Source organism: Acididesulfobacillus acetoxydans (genome assembly GCF_902729405.1).
Taxonomy (GTDB): Bacteria; Bacillota; Desulfitobacteriia; order Desulfitobacteriales; family Desulfitobacteriaceae; genus Acididesulfobacillus; species Acididesulfobacillus acetoxydans.
Window position 1 is genome coordinate 1,716,216 of the sequence record NZ_LR746496.1, and the last position, 15,662, is coordinate 1,731,877.

The following is a 15,662-nucleotide window of genomic DNA, read 5'->3' on the forward strand; positions in this document are numbered from 1 at the left end:
TAACGCGAACGACTTATTTAGTGTGAGCACCCGAAGCAGTAAAAAACCTGCGGCGATCCCGAATGGATAGCTCGATGAGCCGGGAGGAATTAGACTGAAATTGGCGAATAGTTACGTATACGAGAGTGAAGAATATCATTCGACGATGTAGAACGAAACTCCTCTAGAGTTTGAAGGAGAGTAGATTTAGATGCAGAAAGAGCCCTCAGTGATAAGATCACCCATTAAGTCCGTATCCAAGGCGCTTAAAATCATCGATTTTTTGGCAGAGGCAAGGCGGGATGTTTCCCTGGGTGAAATAGCTAAAGAAATGAACCTTGCCAAAAGCACGGCTTACGGGCTTTTGGCAACACTAAGGGATTTCGATTATGTTGAACAGTCACCCTTTGATGGCAAATATCGTTTAGGCATCCGGCTCTTTGAAGTGGGCAACGTCGTTGCGAACACATGGGATGTGCGTCAGATTGCCGGACCCCATATCGAATATTTGGTAGACAATCTGGGAGAGACGGTGCATCTGGTAATCTTGGATAAGGGAGAAGTTCTCTATATTGATAAACGGGAGAGCAAGCAATCATTGCGAATCGTTTCGCAGGTGGGGAATCGCTTGCCGGCCCATTGCACCGGGGTGGGCAAGGTCTTGCTGGCGCACCTTCCGGCGGGGGAACTGAAACGACTCCTTGCCGTTAAAGGGTTAAAACGATACACGAAAAACACGATAACGGAGGAAAAAGTTTTGCTTGAGGAACTGAAAAAGATAGGCCGGCAGGGATACTCCATTGATGATGAAGAGATTATGGATGGCCTCCGCTGTGTGGCTGTTCCGATTCGGAACTTTTCCGGCAAGGTTATTGCGGGGATGAGTGTATCGGGTCCGACGGCCCGTTTGGATGGAGAACGACTGGAGAGCATCATTGAGCATATGCTAAAGACCGGCCAGGATATATCTGCCAGTCTGGGTTACAGGTCGGGGGTGGGAGGGAATGCTCATGGATGTTCGTGAATTCCTCTTTGCTCCGCTCCAGGGGAAAACCTATAAGTTTTCCATAAAGTCCCGGGAGAACGGAATTTTCTCCGGAGCCGCTCGTCTCAAGGATATGGCGGCGGAATTGGGTATAGCTCAGTTCCGGGTGCGGCCCGAGGGACAAGAATTACACGCAGGCAGCCTCGTTTTTTCAGGGATGGGTAACGCTGAAACGGTGACCAAAGCGGAGGAAATTCTTCCAGGGGTGATCGGCAAGCCTTCTGGGGTTGCCACCGCCGCTGCGGCCTTCACCCAGAAAACGCAGAGGCTTAAGGTGGTCTGCGGGGCTTGGAAAAAGGTTGACAGGGCTGTAAGAAAGGAACTGCGCCAGGCGGTGATCACCGGTGGTGCTGAGTTGCGCATCACCGATGAACCGTTTATCTATCTGGATAAAAACTACATCAGAATGTTTGGTGGAATCGCCGTCGCGGTGGCCAGGGCAAAAGCGTTCGACGCCAGTCGAGTGGTGGTGGCCCAGCTTCGGGGTGAGAGTATGGATATCGCTTCAGAGGCCAACCTGGCTGTCAGGGCGGGCGCTGGTATTCTCATGGTGGATACAGGTCAGGTATCGGATCTTCGACTCGTAGTCGCGGCAGCGGAGCAAGGGGGTTGGCGAGAACGCGTGCGCTTGGCCTTTGCCGGGGGTGTGAACGTCCAGCAATTGGAGGAGCTGGCCAACCTGGGGGCAGATATTGTAGACGTAGGCCGGGCGATTCTTGATGCGCCTATGCTCGATTTCTGCCTGGATGTGGAAGGAGAGTTGTAAATGGAATGGGAGCTCCTGGAAAAAACGACCTTTTGGATCGATGATATCGAGTTAAACCACGCCAATTTAGGCGAGGCGGCCAAAATTGCTGCTGAAGCACTTGGCTTAATGCCAGAGGAGGTGATGGTTGTCGATGTACGGCCAGGCATGATTGCCTTTGATGTCTTAAAACACAAGGTCCAGGCCGAAAGGGTGGCTGGCAAAGGGGAGGAGATTCTGAAGGGTTTAGCGGCTCTACCCGGAGTCACAAGAGGGGAAAAAGCAGCGATTCACTCGGAAGGCGTTCTGGGGTTCATCGCTCTGGATCCCGAGGAAGTGAAAAGTGTGCTTGAAGCATCTGCTGTTCAGGCTCAAGGGATTAGCCAGGCCGTTGCGCGCAGGGCCATCGTGTTCTCTTCCGGGGCTGAGGTGATCGCCAAGAAGATTGAGGATACGAATTCTCCCTATATTACGCGAACATTAGAAAGCCATGGTTATCAAGCGCGATTTGGCGGCATTCTGGAAGACGACGCCAAGGCTGCGGCGGCAGTCTTGGAAGGGGCACTGGAGGCTGGGTATGGCTTAATTATCACGACAGGCGGTGTGGGAGCAGAGGACAAGGACTATAGTATTGAAGCGGTTCTGCGTCTTGATCCCAAAGCCTACACACCCTGGATCCTGAAGTTTACCCCGGACTTCCACCGCCACCACAAAGAGGGGGTACGGATTGCGGTCGGACAGGTGGGAATTGCCCTCTTGGTGGCTTTACCCGGTCCACATGAGGAAGCTCGCCTGGGGTGTGACCGCCTGGTCGAAGGTTTGGCGCACGGGTTGACGGCTCCGGAACTGGCCGATGTCATCGCCTCCGCCCTGCGAGAACGTTGGCATTCGATGATGAATTAAGGAGGACATGAGCATGAACTACAAAGACATAGCGGAGATGCTGGCCAAGGCAGAAAATGAGAGGAAGCCGCTGGAGCCATTGACGGAAAGGTACCCGGGTCTGAGCATTCAGGACGCTTATAAGATCCAACTCGAGGGCATTGCTCTGAAGCGGGCCCAAGGGCGCAAAATCATTGGCAAAAAGATCGGGATCACCAGCAAGGGCATGCAAAAGCTCTTGGGGGTGAACGAACCTGATTATGGTCATTTGCTCGACGATATGTTCTTATTGGAAGGCGAGGCTTGCCGACGGGAGGAGCTTCTTCTGCCCAAAGTGGAGGGGGAACTGGCCTTCGTGTTAAAAGACAGGCTTAAAGGACCGGGAGTCACGATCGCGGATGTCCTGCGGGTTACGGCAGGCGTGATGCCTTCCTTTGAAATCGTGGACAGCCGGATTCGCGACTGGAAAATCAAGTTGCCGGATACCATCGCGGACAACGCCTCCAGCGCCCGCCTCGTTCTAGGCAGCCGCTTGGTTCCCGTTAAAGATCTTGACTTGCGGCTGATTGGCATGGTCTTAGAGAAGAACGGCGGGATGGTCAGCAGTGGGGCAGGGGCTGAAGTCTGGGGTCATCCGGCGGCGTCTGTGGCGTGGCTTGCCAATAAACTGGCTGATTTTGATATCGCCTTGGAAGCCGGGGAAATCATCCTGTCCGGAGCCGTGACTGCGGCGGAAGCGGCGGCGGCCGGAGATGTGTTTACCTTGTCCTTTTACGGCCTGGGTAGCTTGAATCTTAGATTTATTTGAACTCAATGTGAGGAGATGAAGACGTAACCGTGAAAAAGATTAAAGTGGCTGTCATTGGTCCGGGCAATATTGGTTCCGACTTAATGTACAAAATACTCAACAGTGATCGGCTGGAAATGGCTCTACTCACGGGAATTGTTGAATCCGAAGGGATTAAGAGGGCTCGGGATATGGGGATCAACACTTCTATCGAAGGGGTGGATGCGGTTCTCAAGGACCCGGATATCAAAATTGTCTTTGATGCGACCGGAGCGAAACCTCATTCGACGCATGCCCCTTTGCTGAAGCAGGCGGGTAAGGTCGCGATTGATCTGACGCCGGCTGCCATTGGGCCGTATGTAGTGCCCTGTGTTAACCTGGATCAACTGAAAGATGAGCCTAACTTGAATATGGTGACTTGTGCCGGACAGGCGACGGTTCCCATCGTGTCTGCCATTCATCAGGGGGCTGGAGTCAAATATGCGGAAATTGTGGCCAGTATCTCCAGTAAGAGCGCAGGGCCAGGGACTCGCCAGAATATTGATGAATTTACCGAAACAACCTCCAGGGCTATTGTTGAGGTGGGTGGGGCAAAAACCGGTAAGGCTATCATCATTCTGAATCCGGCAGAGCCTCCGGTTTTGATGTGCAATACTGTTTATGTTGAGGTCGAGAATCCAGACGAAACTGCGATAAAAGATGCTGTTCATGGGATCGTTAAGGAGATCCAGAAGTATGTGCCTGGCTACAGGCTCCGGGTGCCCCCCATACTGGAGGGTCACAAGGTGACGACCATCATTGAAGTCGAAGGGGCAGGCGACTTCCTGCCCAAATATTCCGGAAACCTCGACATTATCACCTCAGCCGCTGTGCGGGTGGCCGGGAAAATCGCGGAGAAGTTACTGGCAAAGGGAGTGCAGGCATGAATAAGGAAAAAATGATTCATCTGGTGGATACAACCTTGCGGGATGGCAGTCATGCCGTAAGTCATGAATATACGGTGGAACAGATCTCGGCCATTGCCGGAGGGTTGGATGCTGCCGGAGTTGAATACATTGAAGTAAGCCATGGGGACGGTTTGGCCGGGTCTTCTTTTAACTACGGGTGGTCGCTGACCCGCGAAGAGGATATGTTAATCGCGGCGGCCAAGGCCATTAAGAAGGGAAAACTCACCGTGCTCCTCTTGCCGGGTATCGGGACTGTGGAAAATCTGGAACATGCAGCCCGATGCGGAGCCAAAGCCGTACGGGTGGCCACCCATGTTACGGAGGCCGATATTGCCGAGCAGCATATCGGGATAGCCAAGAAATTGGGTCTGAAGACTTTTGGCTTTCTGATGATGAGTCACATGGCTCCGCCGGAAAAAGTACTCGAACAGGCTAAACTGTTCGAGTCTTATGGGGCTGACATCATCTATGTTGCAGATTCAGCGGGAGCGATGCTGCCTGAGGATGTAAAGGTCCGCGTGGGGGCTGTCGTGGATGCCGTAAAAGTGCCCGTTGGTTTTCATGCTCATAACAACTTATCCTTGGCTACCGCCAATTCTTTAGCGGCTTTGGAAGCCGGCGCGAGTTTTCTGGACGGGACTTGTCGGGGCTTGGGTGCCGGGGCAGGGAATACCCAGATCGAAGTGCTGACAGGGGTTTTAGATAAAGCGGGTTATCAGACCGGTGTGGATTTTTACAAAATTATGGATGTAGCTGAAGAGGTGGTAGAGCCAATCATGCACCGCCCGCAAGTCGTGCGCAATGCTCCGTTAATGCTGGGTTATGCCGGGGTCTATTCCAGTTTTCTCTTACACACCTACCGGGCTGCGGAAAAGTTCCGGCTTGATCCCAGGGACATTCTGGTTGAACTGGGAAGGAGGCGAATGGTCGGGGGACAGGAAGATATGATTGTCGACGTCGCGTACCAGTTGGCCCAAAAGAAAGGAGGTTCACATGAAGGTCGTTAATCTATTGGCTGTGGTGGAACAAGACAAGTGTCGCGGCTGCAGAATTTGCGAATTTGTTTGCCCTGTCGTAGCAATTAAAATGGAGAATCGCATGGCCGTCATTGACAATGGACGTTGCCGGGGTTGTGCCGCATGCGAACAGCGCTGTCCTGAGTATGCAATATCCATGGTCAAAAGGGAGCAGCCAGTCTTCGTAAAAGTGGATGTCAGTGCTGTTGATTATACCCAAATAGAAGAATTGTGCACGAAGGCAAAATTTAACCCGGAACAACTGATTTGTTACTGCACGGCGACCCGGGCAGAAGAAGTGGCGGCGGCCATCTTGCAAGGGGCCGAGTCGCCGGAGGAGCTTTCTTACTTAACGGGGGTACGCACCGGATGCAAAGTGGAATGCATCCAGCCCTTGCTTCGTTTGCTGGCCGCTGCAGGTATCGAACCGCGGCGGCCCAAGGACGGATGGCAGTGGTATGGCAAAACGGTTACGGTCTGGGAAATCCCGGAAGAGGTGAAGCAGAAGTATGCCAGCCGCGGATTTTACTTCGACGAGGATATTGAGCTTTTAAACCGGATTGTCGAAGCACCTCTGCAAGGAAGGAGTGATACCTAATGCATTCTCCTTTAGTCCCCATACCGCCGCGCGCTTCCCAATACGGGATTGAACCGGAATTGGTGAAAACCCGGGTCAGTGAACTTCCTAGGATGACCTCCGTTTTGTTGAAAGAACTTTTTCCGGATCTGCCGGAAGTAATTTATCCCAGCTCAGAAGGATTAGATGCTATCCGCAAAGCGTCTGTCGCTGCTTTACAAAAGGTCGATATGAGCAAAATTAAACCTGAACATTCAGTGAACATTTTAGCTTCCCATCACGGGTTTACCTTGTTGGGCGGTGAGCCTTATGCCGAACTGCTAAGGACCATTAGAGATGTCGTTGAGGCAAGAACAGGCTGTCATAACATTCGGCTACGGGCCGGGGTGGGCTTACGCTTTCGGGAAACGGAGGAGTACATCAAACGTTATGGCTTGGATAAAGACTTTAACGGTAAGGCGATTGGAGTAGCCCCCATTGATCAGGGGATCGCCATTGAGACGGAAATTGGCACGCTTTACGGCATCAAGAAGGTTTATGATGCGGATTGGATCATTCATGCCCATAACAGCGATGTGCGGGAAGTCCATTTTCATCGTCAAGTTGACCGGGCAGTGAAACCGTTCGGGATGTCCTATGCCCGTATCGAAACCCGCTCTACTTACCATCAGAATCTGGGGCCACGGGCGGCCAATTTTACAGCACGGGCGATCTTTGATTCCCCGTTTGTACAGAGTAAGTTTGCTTTTGCCGCTTTCCTGACCATGGCCCCCAACGGCATCGTGGGCGTGGATGTGGACAGCAATCTCTACGCCTTGAACGACAGGGTGACAGAAATTGGCTGCCGTTACTACGGCAAGATGATGACTTTGCTCGGGGAAATTGACGAGTGTATCGCTGCCCTGGATTTTCCGGCTCCAGCTGTCTATGTATTCTCTGCCGGGGTTATTTATGCCAACTTCGCCGGCGCGAACACCGATCTCTATGATTTAGAACTGCCTCTGCCGGCCTATACCTGGTACACGGAGTCTTTTTATGGCAAACTGGGCAGACCTTTGCTGGATGAAATCCCGCCAATGAATAAAGCGATCAAGATGACTGTGCATAATTATGCTTGGACGGGGTATCCTTGCGCTTTTTTCACTGAGCATATTCCGACAGTTGTGGTGGGTCAGGAACAGGCTGAACTCTTTAACCGCGATCCGCAAAATCTTAATTATATGAAACATGCGGTGGTATCTGAAAGTACAGAAGATGCGATGGAATTTGCCTATAAGGCTAGCGGAACACGGAAGGTGATTGTGTTTGACGGCGCGATGGGCGGAATTAATGTCAGTGAGCCGTTGGCAGAGCTCTTATTAAAGAAAGCACCGGAAGTCAGTGAGCGAGTGGAGGAAACATTGCTGCCAAAATGGCTGAGGCAACGCGGTGTGAGATTATAGTCGTAGAAAGTACCGACACCCCGAATATCCTCGGGTTCGAAGCCACTAAGGATGGCGTAAGGAGGAACCCGCATTGTCTCATCAATCTACTCAGTAACGCCGATTTCTGGCATCGTCATGAGAAAGAGAAAATACGATCGGAGCATGGAAGCCGGATCACGAGGCTCCGGGCCTTTAGCACCATAGCTGTTCTGAAGCAGCGTCGCGATGTGATACAAATCGGTCATCCAGAACTGGGCAACCCAACGCCAGTCAGCGTTCGCGATGACGAAGGTCCCATCGGAATAATGACGTCGAAGATGTTCGATTACGGAATCCTGATAGGCCGCATGCGGAATCAAAACAGGTTTCAAGCAAATCGCCCCTAGTTTTGTCGTAAAGGAAAATAGTTCCTTTCGTCGCGGTTATGGGCGTGATTCTCAAAAGTCAGGTGCTTTAGACAGGATTCGCAATATCATTTTCGGAGTGAACTTCCAGTGGGAAGCTCACAAAAATTAAAGTGGGGTTGTTGGGTAGTGCCAGTTCGTGTAATCAATGTATAATTATACATTGATTACAGCAGAGGTTTCTATATCCATTTTAGAGCTTCCAAGGTCACAGTTTGCCGCCTGCTATACTCAGCAAATACATCATGCGATAAATATATTTTGATGCATAACTATACTATAGCGCTGGCACTAATTAGACTACCCCATAAAGAAATTACCTACCGGAAAGTAGGAGGGAATCCATATCAAATGGTTCAATGCTAAGCCTTGTGCCATCCGACCCGGCGAATAGAGAGAGGCTACTATAGGATTAAGGAGGCGATTTCTTGTTAATCGAAAAAGGTTATAATCTTGGTGGGAGTTTGAAAATATTGGGAAAAAACATAAGCGCTGCTCCGATAGCCACAGGCTTTGTTGCAATGCTTTTCAGCACCATGGGGCCGGGAATGATTGTTATGAATGCTGCAAAACAAGGCGGTTTGAGTGATGCCCAGGCTGTATCCTGGTTGTTAGCAATTTATGTATTCGGCGGCTTGTCCACAATGTTCATGGCTTTGCGCTATCGTATACCTTCGGTCGTGGCTTTTAGTATCCCAGGTGCAGTGATGCTCGGCAAGATGATTCCTCATTTTGCTTTCAATCAAGTTATAGGTGCTTATATCGTTGTAGCTTTGGTAGCGATGATCCTGACGTTGACTGGGGTAATTAAAAAGGTTGTCGAACACATTCCAGTTCCGATAATGTTAGGCATGGTGGGTGGGGTCTTGTTGAGCTTTGGAACGAACATGTTAACCGCAACTTTACAGACTCCGCAAATTTACGGTGTAATGCTGGCAGCTTTTTTCTTGGTTATGACTTTTAGAAGTTTTTCTCAGAAAGTTCCACCTATCATCGTTGCTATCGTGGTTGGCGTAATTATGCTGATTTTCTATAAGGATATTAAACCCGTCCCTTTCACCTGGGAAATCGCGTCACCGGTTTTCGTGGCCCCAGCGTTTAGCTTGCGGGCGATCTTGGATATCAGCGTCCCACTCTTTTTCTTGGTGATCGGTGTGCAAAATATACAAGCAGTTGGTGTGTTAATGGCTGAAAACTATGAGCCGCCGATCAATGCCATGTACCTAGTCCCAAGCATTGTGTCAGTTATTAACTCGGTTTTTGGCGGACATTCGGCGGTTCATGCGGGGCCGAGTACCGCTATTTGCTCCAGTTCGGCGGCCGGTGAGAAGAAAGAATACCGTTTCATCGCAGCCTTCTTTGAAGGGGTATTCTGGTTTGTTTTCGGCTTGCTGGCCAAGGTTGTTGTGGAATCCGTAAAAATGGTGCCGCCACAATTTACGGCGGTTTTGGCCGGCTTGGCTATGTTCGAAGTCTTTGCCAGCGCTTTTAAAGGTGCATTTAACGGGAAATTTCGGTATGGGGCCTTGGTGGCGTTCTTTGTGGCAATTACAAACCTTACCGTCCTGAATATCGGCGCACCGCTCTGGTCTATTATTCTGGGTGTGGTTACTTCTTTGCTAGCCGAACGCGGTGATTTCAATTTCAGCAAACCGCCTGTGTCTACCGGTGAAGCAGCCTGAAACAAGGTTAAAATGGTTCGGCGAACACCCCCTCGGACACTGGAAAACAGGCTGTACTAAGGGCGTATTCCTTGAGATGGACGAAATCTGCCGAGAGGTAGGCCTCCACCGATCCAGGAGCAGTATGTCCGAGTGTGTCACTGATCACTGCTTGGGGTACCCCGTTGCTCAAAAGGGTTGTCGCAAGATGGTGACGGAAGATATGGAAACCTTTTCTGTCCCCCTTCGATCGTCGTATGCTCGCCTCCTCCATGATTCGAGCCGCCACCCTCCAAATGTTGGTGCTTTGCATCCCTTTGTAAGGCCCTCTCTGGGTCAAGAACAGGATTGGGCAATCAACTGAGGGAAACAGAGACGAAATTACCCTGTGGATTGCGCAGGGTTGAGCGAGCGGCATTGTCGCCCGCTGCTCCTATATATATCATCCTGCCCTGATAGTTTGCAAAACCATGGCAAGGGGAAGAGAGCGTGTTCGATCTTAAAATAGAGACATCGGGCCGGATTAGACGGGCCCAGGCTGAGATCCTGGCCGCTGAACTCGATATGCTGCTTATCGTTGGCAGGGAAAATCTTATTTACTTTACCGGCAGCACCCAATTGGAATGCATGGCTTTGATTATTCCTAAAGAAGGGCAGGCCACCGCAGTTACGCTTTGGCTGGATGTGGAGTATCTAAAGGCCAATACAGGAATTCCCCATATCAAAGGTTACGTCTTTCCGGCACAGGATTTGGTAACTAAGACGATTGAAGTCATAAAAGAATATAATTTAACCAAGCCTCGCATCGGGTTTGAGAAATATTTTGTGGAATTTGCAGTCTATGATGGTCTGCGCCACGTCTTTCCCGAGGAGAATTTTGTGAATGCCACCGAACTGATTTACCGGCTACGTTCCGTCAAGTCGGCTTATGAAGTGGAGATGGTCACTAGGGCTCCCCAAATTGTGGGAAAAGGAATGACTGCGGCCATCCAGGCTGTAAAGCCAGGAGTAAGTGAAGTTGACGTCTTGGCCGAGGCCGAGTACGCAATGCTAAAAGCCGGCTCCGGCGGTTGTTCCTTTAGGATGCAGGTCTTCAGAGGTTTCTGAACGATGAGAGACAGCAACCTATTTTTCGCAAAAAAATTCCCCTCTCGTGGAGGGGAAATTTATCGGTCGTGGCTCTTAAAGGACTTAATTGAGTTCTGGGCTATGTCGATCACCGGCCATGCGGAGCAGCCCAACGATGTTCAATAGAATCGACTTCTATTTCCGGGACAAATAGCATTTGTCCATATTTTGTTAGTTGATGCTACGGAGAACGGTCGTTAGGAAAATCAATACTCTGCGTAATTAAAAGCCAAACTAAGGGCATGATAAAAGAAAGGGGTATTGGTGTTGTCCATGTTAGCGGAAGGGCGAAGGCGTGACGTCGTTAATCTTTGCCAAGAACTTATTCGGGTCCAGAGCTATTCCGGGGCAGAGTCTGCAATCGCGGATAAGGTTAGGCTGATAGCCATTGAACTAGGCTATGACGATGTTTTTATTGATGAGTACGGGAGCATTGTCGGAATAATCAAAGGCCGCCGTCGCGGTAAGAGTATCTTGTTTGATGGCCATTTGGACGTAGTCCCCGTTCCGGATGCCACAAAGTGGAAGTATGGTCCGTTTAGTGGGGTTATTCATGACGGCAAAATTTTCGGGCGGGGCGCTTCCGATATGAAAGGTGCACTGGCGGCCATGCTCGCGGCGGCTGCCTTTTTTGCCAGCGACACGAAGCGAAACTTCAAGGGCGAAATCTGCGTTGCGGGCGTAGTGCAAGAGGAGTGTTTTGAGGGAATTGCCTCCCGCCAGATTGGCGAAAAGCTACGTCCTGACTATGTCGTGATTGGCGAAGCTTCGGAGCTCAACTTGAACATTGGGCAGAGGGGCAGGGCGGAAATTGTCATCGAAACATATGGTAAGCCCGCCCACTCGGCAAATCCAGAGGCCGGAATCAACGCCGTCTACAAGATGACGAAGTTAGTCGAGCAAATTCGCAAGCTTCGCGTTCCACAGCACGAAATACTGGGACCGGGTATCATGGAATTGACCGATATCAAATCATCCCCATACCCGGGCTCGTCAGTAGTTCCGGATTACTGCCGGGTGACATTTGACCGAAGACTTCTGGTGGGCGAGGACAAGAAGTCGGTGTTACAGCCGGTGCATGATCTGGTTCAAGAAATGCGTTCCTTGGATCCCGACTTAGACGCGCACGCTAATTATGCAATCGGTCACGAAACTTGTTATACAGGGAGGCCGATCGAAGGGGAAAGGTTTTTTCCGGGATGGCTGATGGAAACACAGGATGAATTTGTTCAGATGGCTCTCCGCGGAATGAAGGAAGCAGGATTGAGCCCCAGGTTGTCTCATTACTCGTTCTGTACCAATGGCAGTTACTACGCGGGTGAAGCCGGCATCAAAACCATCGGCGTCGGACCTTCGCGGGAGGACTTGGCCCATACCGTTGATGAGTACATTGAGATTGAGCAAGTATTAAAAGCGGTTGAAGCCTATTATGGTATTCTTAAATCGGTATTGGAACCGGCGGGTGATGCTTAAGGATATTGCCGAGGATGTCGGGCTCAAATCGTTTAAAAAGGGGGGTATTGTCCGAGCAAAGCGATAGTGTTGCTTAATTAAGGCATGATACATGCCCCAACTTAGTTGACAGACAAAGGAGGACGGTTTTAATGACTGAAAATGTTGCCGAACGGTTGGCAACTTTACCCCTAACCAAGAAGCACTATAAAGTTTGGTGGCTGGCTTCTCTTGGCTTTTTCTTCGAAGGTCTTGATCTGACCATAGTCGGTGCCATTCTTGTAGCTATAACCAAGGTGTTTCACATGACCAATCAAGAAGCTGGAACGATCGGAAGTACCGCGCTAGCCGGATACGTGATCGGGGTAGCCTTGGCAGGATGGATCGGTGACCGATACGGACGTAAATTTGTTATGCAGTATACACTCTTGGTATTTACGGTCTTTACCATACTGGCTGCTTTCACCTGGAATACATTGAGCTTTGGGGTGCTACGGTTTATTACGGGTATTGGGGTCGGCGGAGAGAGTGCAATTGTCACTCCGTACCTGGCGGAACTTTTTCAGCCCCGGTATCGCGGCAGATTCATGGGTATATCAGATACTTTCTACACGATTGGCATGATCATTGCTTCATTGATTGGTTTAGTCTTGATTCCAATCTCTGTCAATGGCTGGAGATACGCTTTGGTTGTAGCCGGGCTGCCGGCCCTATATGTAATGCTCATTCGGAACTATTTGCCTGAGTCGCCCCTATGGCTTCTCAAAAAGGGTCGGGAGGAGGAAGCGGAACAAATCGTTCGTGACTTTGAAAAGTACGCCCATGCGGCAGATTCGAGCACGGGTACGGTTGCGAAGAAAGATCAGGGAAGTCCGCAAGGTACTGTAGCTACTTCGGGTCAGAAAGCTTCCTTGGGTGCTCTTTGGACTAAGTATGCCCATCGCACGGCTATGCTATGGATCATCTGGTTTTTCATCGAATTGGTTTATTATGGCTTTCTTGTCTGGTTACCCGAGCTTTTGGTTAAGCATGGCTTTAGCGTGGTGAAGTCATTAGAATATTCCCTTCTAATCAACATTGCGGCTCTGGTAGGGGGCATCGTTGCCGCGTTTTTACAGGATACAAAATTAGGCCGGAAATATATAATCGTTGTATTCTTTCTTCTTGCGGGGATTTCTTCTTATCTATTTTCGCGGGTTAATACCCCGGCGGGTGTATTGATGTTTGGCGGGCTCATTTCGTTTCTCCTTAACGGATTGTTTGCAGTGCTTTATACTTTCACCCCGGAGCAATATCCCACTAATGTCAGAGCCTCGGGCCAAGGCTTTGCGTCAGCCGTGGGTCATGTCGGAGGAGTTGTTGGGCCTTTCTTAGTCGGTGCGGTTTTAACGGCATTTGGCTTTAGCGGCATCTTTGGATTATTCGCCTTTTTCCTGATTATACCGATTATCGCAACCATTTTTTTAAAAGAACGCCGCGGAGCGCTCTTAGAATCGTAAAAGTAAAATATCGCGTTTATTTGCTCAATCAATTAAGGGCTTTTTGGAACTCCAGTTTTCTGACGGTCCGGAACAATTACGTCGTGATGGAATTGGATCAGCTTTAATCCGCGTCTTGACGGTTGAGTTTTTAAGAGTTTGAACACCAGCTATGGGTTTATTAAGGAGATGTACGGAAATTTTGAACATGCTCATAAAAGATGGGACAATAATTGATGGGACGGGAGCCAGCCGCATTTGGGCTGATGTGGTTGTCGAAGATGCCTGTATTGCCGGAATCGGGCATTTTAACGGCGAGGGTTGGGATCGGGTGATTAACGCTGCCGGTCATATCGTTTGCCCGGGATTTATTGATACCCATAGTCATTCTGATCTTGCCGTGTTAGTCGACCCGTTGGTAGAGCCTAAGGTGAAACAGGGAGTTACCACTGAAGTTTTAGGTCAGGATGGGATTTCGCTGGCCCCACTGCCTCGGGAGTATATTAAACCCTGGCGCAAAAATCTGGCCCCACTGGGCGAGGATAGTGACCGGATTGATTGGCACTATGAGACTACAGAGAGCTACCTACAGTTAATCGAAAACCGCAGACCCGGGCCCAATGAGAGCTATCTCGTACCTCACGGCAATGTTCGCATGAAGGCCATGGGTCTCAATAACAGGTTGCCCACTCGCGACGAAATGCAGAGGATGAGGGAGATTGTTCGGGAAGAGATGGAGACCGGGGTTTACGGCCTTTCCGTCGGGTTACTCTACGTGCCTGGTGCCTATGCCCGGACGGAAGAGCTTATTGAACTTTGTAAGGTAGTTGCTTTATACGACGGTATCTTCGCCATCCATCAGCGCAGCGAAGCTGATGCTATCCTGGAGTCGATGAGGGAAGTGATCCGGGTCGGTAAGGAGTCGGGGGTCAAAGTGCATTTTTCGCACTTTAAGGTCTGCGGGCAGAAAAATCAGGACAAGGTGGACCGGATGTTGGAGCTCATCGATGATGCTGAGTCCGAAGGCATCAGAATTAGCTTTGATCAGTATCCTTATGCCACTGGCAGCACGATGCTTGGGGTCATTCTTCCTCCCTGGGCCCATGATGGCGGGACGGATAAACTAATGGCGAGATTACGCGATCCTGGTCTCAGGGAAAAGATGGTTTATGACATTGAACACGGTCTTCCCGGTTGGGACAACTTTATCGATTTCGCCGGGATGGATCAGATTTTCATCAGTAGCGTCAAGACGGGCAAAAACCAGGATCTGATTGGCGAAAGCTTGCTTGAGGTAGGCAAAATGCGGGGTAAAGATCCTTATCACGCGGCTTTTGACCTTTTGCTACAGGAAGAGAACGCCGTGGGGATGGTCGATGTCCACGGCTTGGAGAAGAACGTTGTGCGCCTAATGAAGAGACCGGAACAGAATGTCTGCACCGACGGACTGCTGGGCGGTAAACCCCATCCCAGGGTCTACGGCGCCTTTCCGCGCGTCTTGGGAAAGTACGTCAGAGAGCAGAAGGTTTTGACCTGGGAAGAAGGGATCCGGAAGATGACCGGAAAGGCGGCGGCAACGATGGGCTTGGACCACCGGGGAACGATTGCGGTGGGAAACTATGCGGATATCGTGGTTTTTGACCCGGAAACGGTGACCGACAACGGCGATTACGCGGAACCGGCGCAATTCCCAACCGGGATCAATTGCGTGATTGTTAATGGTCAAGTAGCTGTCGAAAATGGCCGTCATACAGGGATCAGAGCGGGCAGAGTGTTAAGAAGGCGATAGGGAGTAGTGTTACCTGTGATCAGTGAGGATAACCGCGGGCGGCTGCAATCGGGACATGTCCCAGGAGCCGCCTGTCCGTTGGCTGCGCCATCATGTCAGGCAGAGGCCACTGGTGTACGAGCAGGTGTATATGGAATAAGGGATAATGACCTGGGGGTGTTCGGTAATTTGGCAAGACGGGCATATTAGGGGCTGTTAGAGCGTTGTTAGGATGCCGTATTCCAGGAAAGGGAGTGGAGAGGGGACGAGCGATGGAGGTTTCATTCCACCGTGACCCTGGGCCGGAGCAAGGAAGTTTTGTCCACGGTGCCGTTTGGCGACGGAGCGGCTCAAAGAAGTTAGGATGTG

The 15,662-nt window shown here is 50.6% G+C and carries 15 protein-coding genes; 13 read left to right on the top strand and 2 right to left on the bottom strand.

The annotated features are described in order from the left end of the window. Positions 1-208 precede the first annotated feature (208 nt). Genes MNU25_RS07575 through MNU25_RS07610 form a run of 8 tightly spaced genes read left to right on the top strand, consistent with a single transcriptional unit; the run spans position 209 to position 7,420 of the window. Positions 209-1,003 carry an IclR family transcriptional regulator gene (locus MNU25_RS07575; protein ID WP_240984507.1) on the top strand — a complete coding sequence of 265 codons (795 nt, stop codon included), beginning with the start codon at positions 209-211 and terminating at the stop codon, positions 1,001-1,003. After that, entirely contained in the window at positions 990-1,790 is an 801-nt protein-coding gene (locus tag MNU25_RS07580) for a nicotinate-nucleotide pyrophosphorylase (RefSeq protein ID WP_240984508.1), read from the top strand. Before MNU25_RS07575 ends, MNU25_RS07580 begins: the two co-directional genes overlap by 14 nt. Continuing rightward, positions 1,791-2,672, top strand: a complete 882-nt coding sequence (locus tag MNU25_RS07585; protein ID WP_240984509.1) for a molybdopterin-binding protein — start codon at positions 1,791-1,793, stop codon at positions 2,670-2,672. It begins immediately after the preceding gene. A gap of 13 nt (positions 2,673-2,685) precedes the next feature. Continuing rightward, complete coding sequence (locus tag MNU25_RS07590; RefSeq protein WP_240984510.1) at positions 2,686-3,459, top strand: 2-keto-4-pentenoate hydratase; 774 nt, start codon at positions 2,686-2,688, stop codon at positions 3,457-3,459. A 29-nt stretch (positions 3,460-3,488) separates the two neighbouring features. After that, positions 3,489-4,364, top strand: coding sequence for an acetaldehyde dehydrogenase (acetylating) (locus tag MNU25_RS07595; RefSeq protein ID WP_240984511.1), 876 nt, complete (start codon positions 3,489-3,491; stop codon positions 4,362-4,364). Then, a complete protein-coding gene (gene dmpG, locus MNU25_RS07600) occupies positions 4,361-5,392 on the top strand; it encodes a 4-hydroxy-2-oxovalerate aldolase (RefSeq protein ID WP_240984512.1) in 1,032 nt (343 codons plus the stop codon). Before MNU25_RS07595 ends, dmpG begins: the two co-directional genes overlap by 4 nt. Beyond that, entirely contained in the window at positions 5,379-5,999 is a 621-nt protein-coding gene (locus tag MNU25_RS07605) for a 4Fe-4S binding protein (protein ID WP_240984513.1), read from the top strand. Before dmpG ends, MNU25_RS07605 begins: the two co-directional genes overlap by 14 nt. Next, positions 5,999-7,420, top strand: coding sequence for a hypothetical protein (locus tag MNU25_RS07610; protein WP_240984514.1), 1,422 nt, complete (start codon positions 5,999-6,001; stop codon positions 7,418-7,420). Before MNU25_RS07605 ends, MNU25_RS07610 begins: the two co-directional genes overlap by 1 nt. Before the next feature lie 86 nt (positions 7,421-7,506). Here the strand turns inward: MNU25_RS07610 and MNU25_RS07615 are convergent, their stop codons facing one another. Further along, positions 7,507-7,773 carry a hypothetical protein gene (locus MNU25_RS07615; protein WP_240984515.1) on the bottom strand — a complete coding sequence of 89 codons (267 nt, stop codon included), beginning with the start codon at positions 7,771-7,773 and terminating at the stop codon, positions 7,507-7,509. A gap of 461 nt (positions 7,774-8,234) precedes the next feature. On the opposite strand from MNU25_RS07615, the gene MNU25_RS07620 reads away from it, so the two are divergent. Continuing rightward, entirely contained in the window at positions 8,235-9,488 is a 1,254-nt protein-coding gene (locus MNU25_RS07620; RefSeq protein ID WP_240984516.1) for a benzoate/H(+) symporter BenE family transporter, read from the top strand. Between the two features lie 7 nt (positions 9,489-9,495). Here the strand turns inward: MNU25_RS07620 and MNU25_RS20485 are convergent, their stop codons facing one another. Then, positions 9,496-9,885 carry a tyrosine-type recombinase/integrase gene (locus MNU25_RS20485; protein ID WP_372503673.1) on the bottom strand — a complete coding sequence of 130 codons (390 nt, stop codon included), beginning with the start codon at positions 9,883-9,885 and terminating at the stop codon, positions 9,496-9,498. A 71-nt stretch (positions 9,886-9,956) separates the two neighbouring features. Here MNU25_RS20485 and MNU25_RS07625 point away from each other — a divergent pair, with 71 nt between their 5' ends. The 4 genes from MNU25_RS07625 to MNU25_RS07640 all read left to right on the top strand — a co-directional run bounded on the left by MNU25_RS07625 (position 9,957) and on the right by MNU25_RS07640 (position 15,314). Next, positions 9,957-10,574: an aminopeptidase P family protein gene (locus MNU25_RS07625; RefSeq protein WP_240984517.1), complete on the top strand. Its 618-nt coding sequence runs from the start codon at positions 9,957-9,959 to the stop codon at positions 10,572-10,574. A gap of 294 nt (positions 10,575-10,868) precedes the next feature. Then, entirely contained in the window at positions 10,869-12,068 is a 1,200-nt protein-coding gene (locus MNU25_RS07630; RefSeq protein WP_240986766.1) for a YgeY family selenium metabolism-linked hydrolase, read from the top strand. A 131-nt stretch (positions 12,069-12,199) separates the two neighbouring features. Continuing rightward, complete coding sequence (locus MNU25_RS07635) at positions 12,200-13,546, top strand: MFS transporter (protein ID WP_240984518.1); 1,347 nt, start codon at positions 12,200-12,202, stop codon at positions 13,544-13,546. A 187-nt stretch (positions 13,547-13,733) separates the two neighbouring features. Further along, positions 13,734-15,314 carry an N-acyl-D-amino-acid deacylase family protein gene (locus tag MNU25_RS07640; RefSeq protein WP_240986767.1) on the top strand — a complete coding sequence of 527 codons (1,581 nt, stop codon included), beginning with the start codon at positions 13,734-13,736 and terminating at the stop codon, positions 15,312-15,314. Positions 15,315-15,662 lie beyond the last annotated feature (348 nt).

Coding starts and splice junctions, on each gene's coding strand:
- MNU25_RS07580 (WP_240984508.1), top strand. CDS start 990: ATGGATGTTCGTGAATTCCTCTTTGCTCCGCTCCAGGGGAAAACCTAT.
- MNU25_RS07585 (WP_240984509.1), top strand. CDS start 1,791: ATGGAATGGGAGCTCCTGGAAAAAACGACCTTTTGGATCGATGATATC.
- MNU25_RS07590 (WP_240984510.1), top strand. CDS start 2,686: ATGAACTACAAAGACATAGCGGAGATGCTGGCCAAGGCAGAAAATGAG.
- dmpG (WP_240984512.1), top strand. CDS start 4,361: ATGAATAAGGAAAAAATGATTCATCTGGTGGATACAACCTTGCGGGAT.
- MNU25_RS07605 (WP_240984513.1), top strand. CDS start 5,379: ATGAAGGTCGTTAATCTATTGGCTGTGGTGGAACAAGACAAGTGTCGC.
- MNU25_RS07610 (WP_240984514.1), top strand. CDS start 5,999: ATGCATTCTCCTTTAGTCCCCATACCGCCGCGCGCTTCCCAATACGGG.
- MNU25_RS20485 (WP_372503673.1), bottom strand. CDS start 9,885: ATGCCGCTCGCTCAACCCTGCGCAATCCACAGGGTAATTTCGTCTCTG.
- MNU25_RS07630 (WP_240986766.1), top strand. CDS start 10,869: ATGTTAGCGGAAGGGCGAAGGCGTGACGTCGTTAATCTTTGCCAAGAA.
- MNU25_RS07635 (WP_240984518.1), top strand. CDS start 12,200: ATGACTGAAAATGTTGCCGAACGGTTGGCAACTTTACCCCTAACCAAG.
- MNU25_RS07640 (WP_240986767.1), top strand. CDS start 13,734: ATGCTCATAAAAGATGGGACAATAATTGATGGGACGGGAGCCAGCCGC.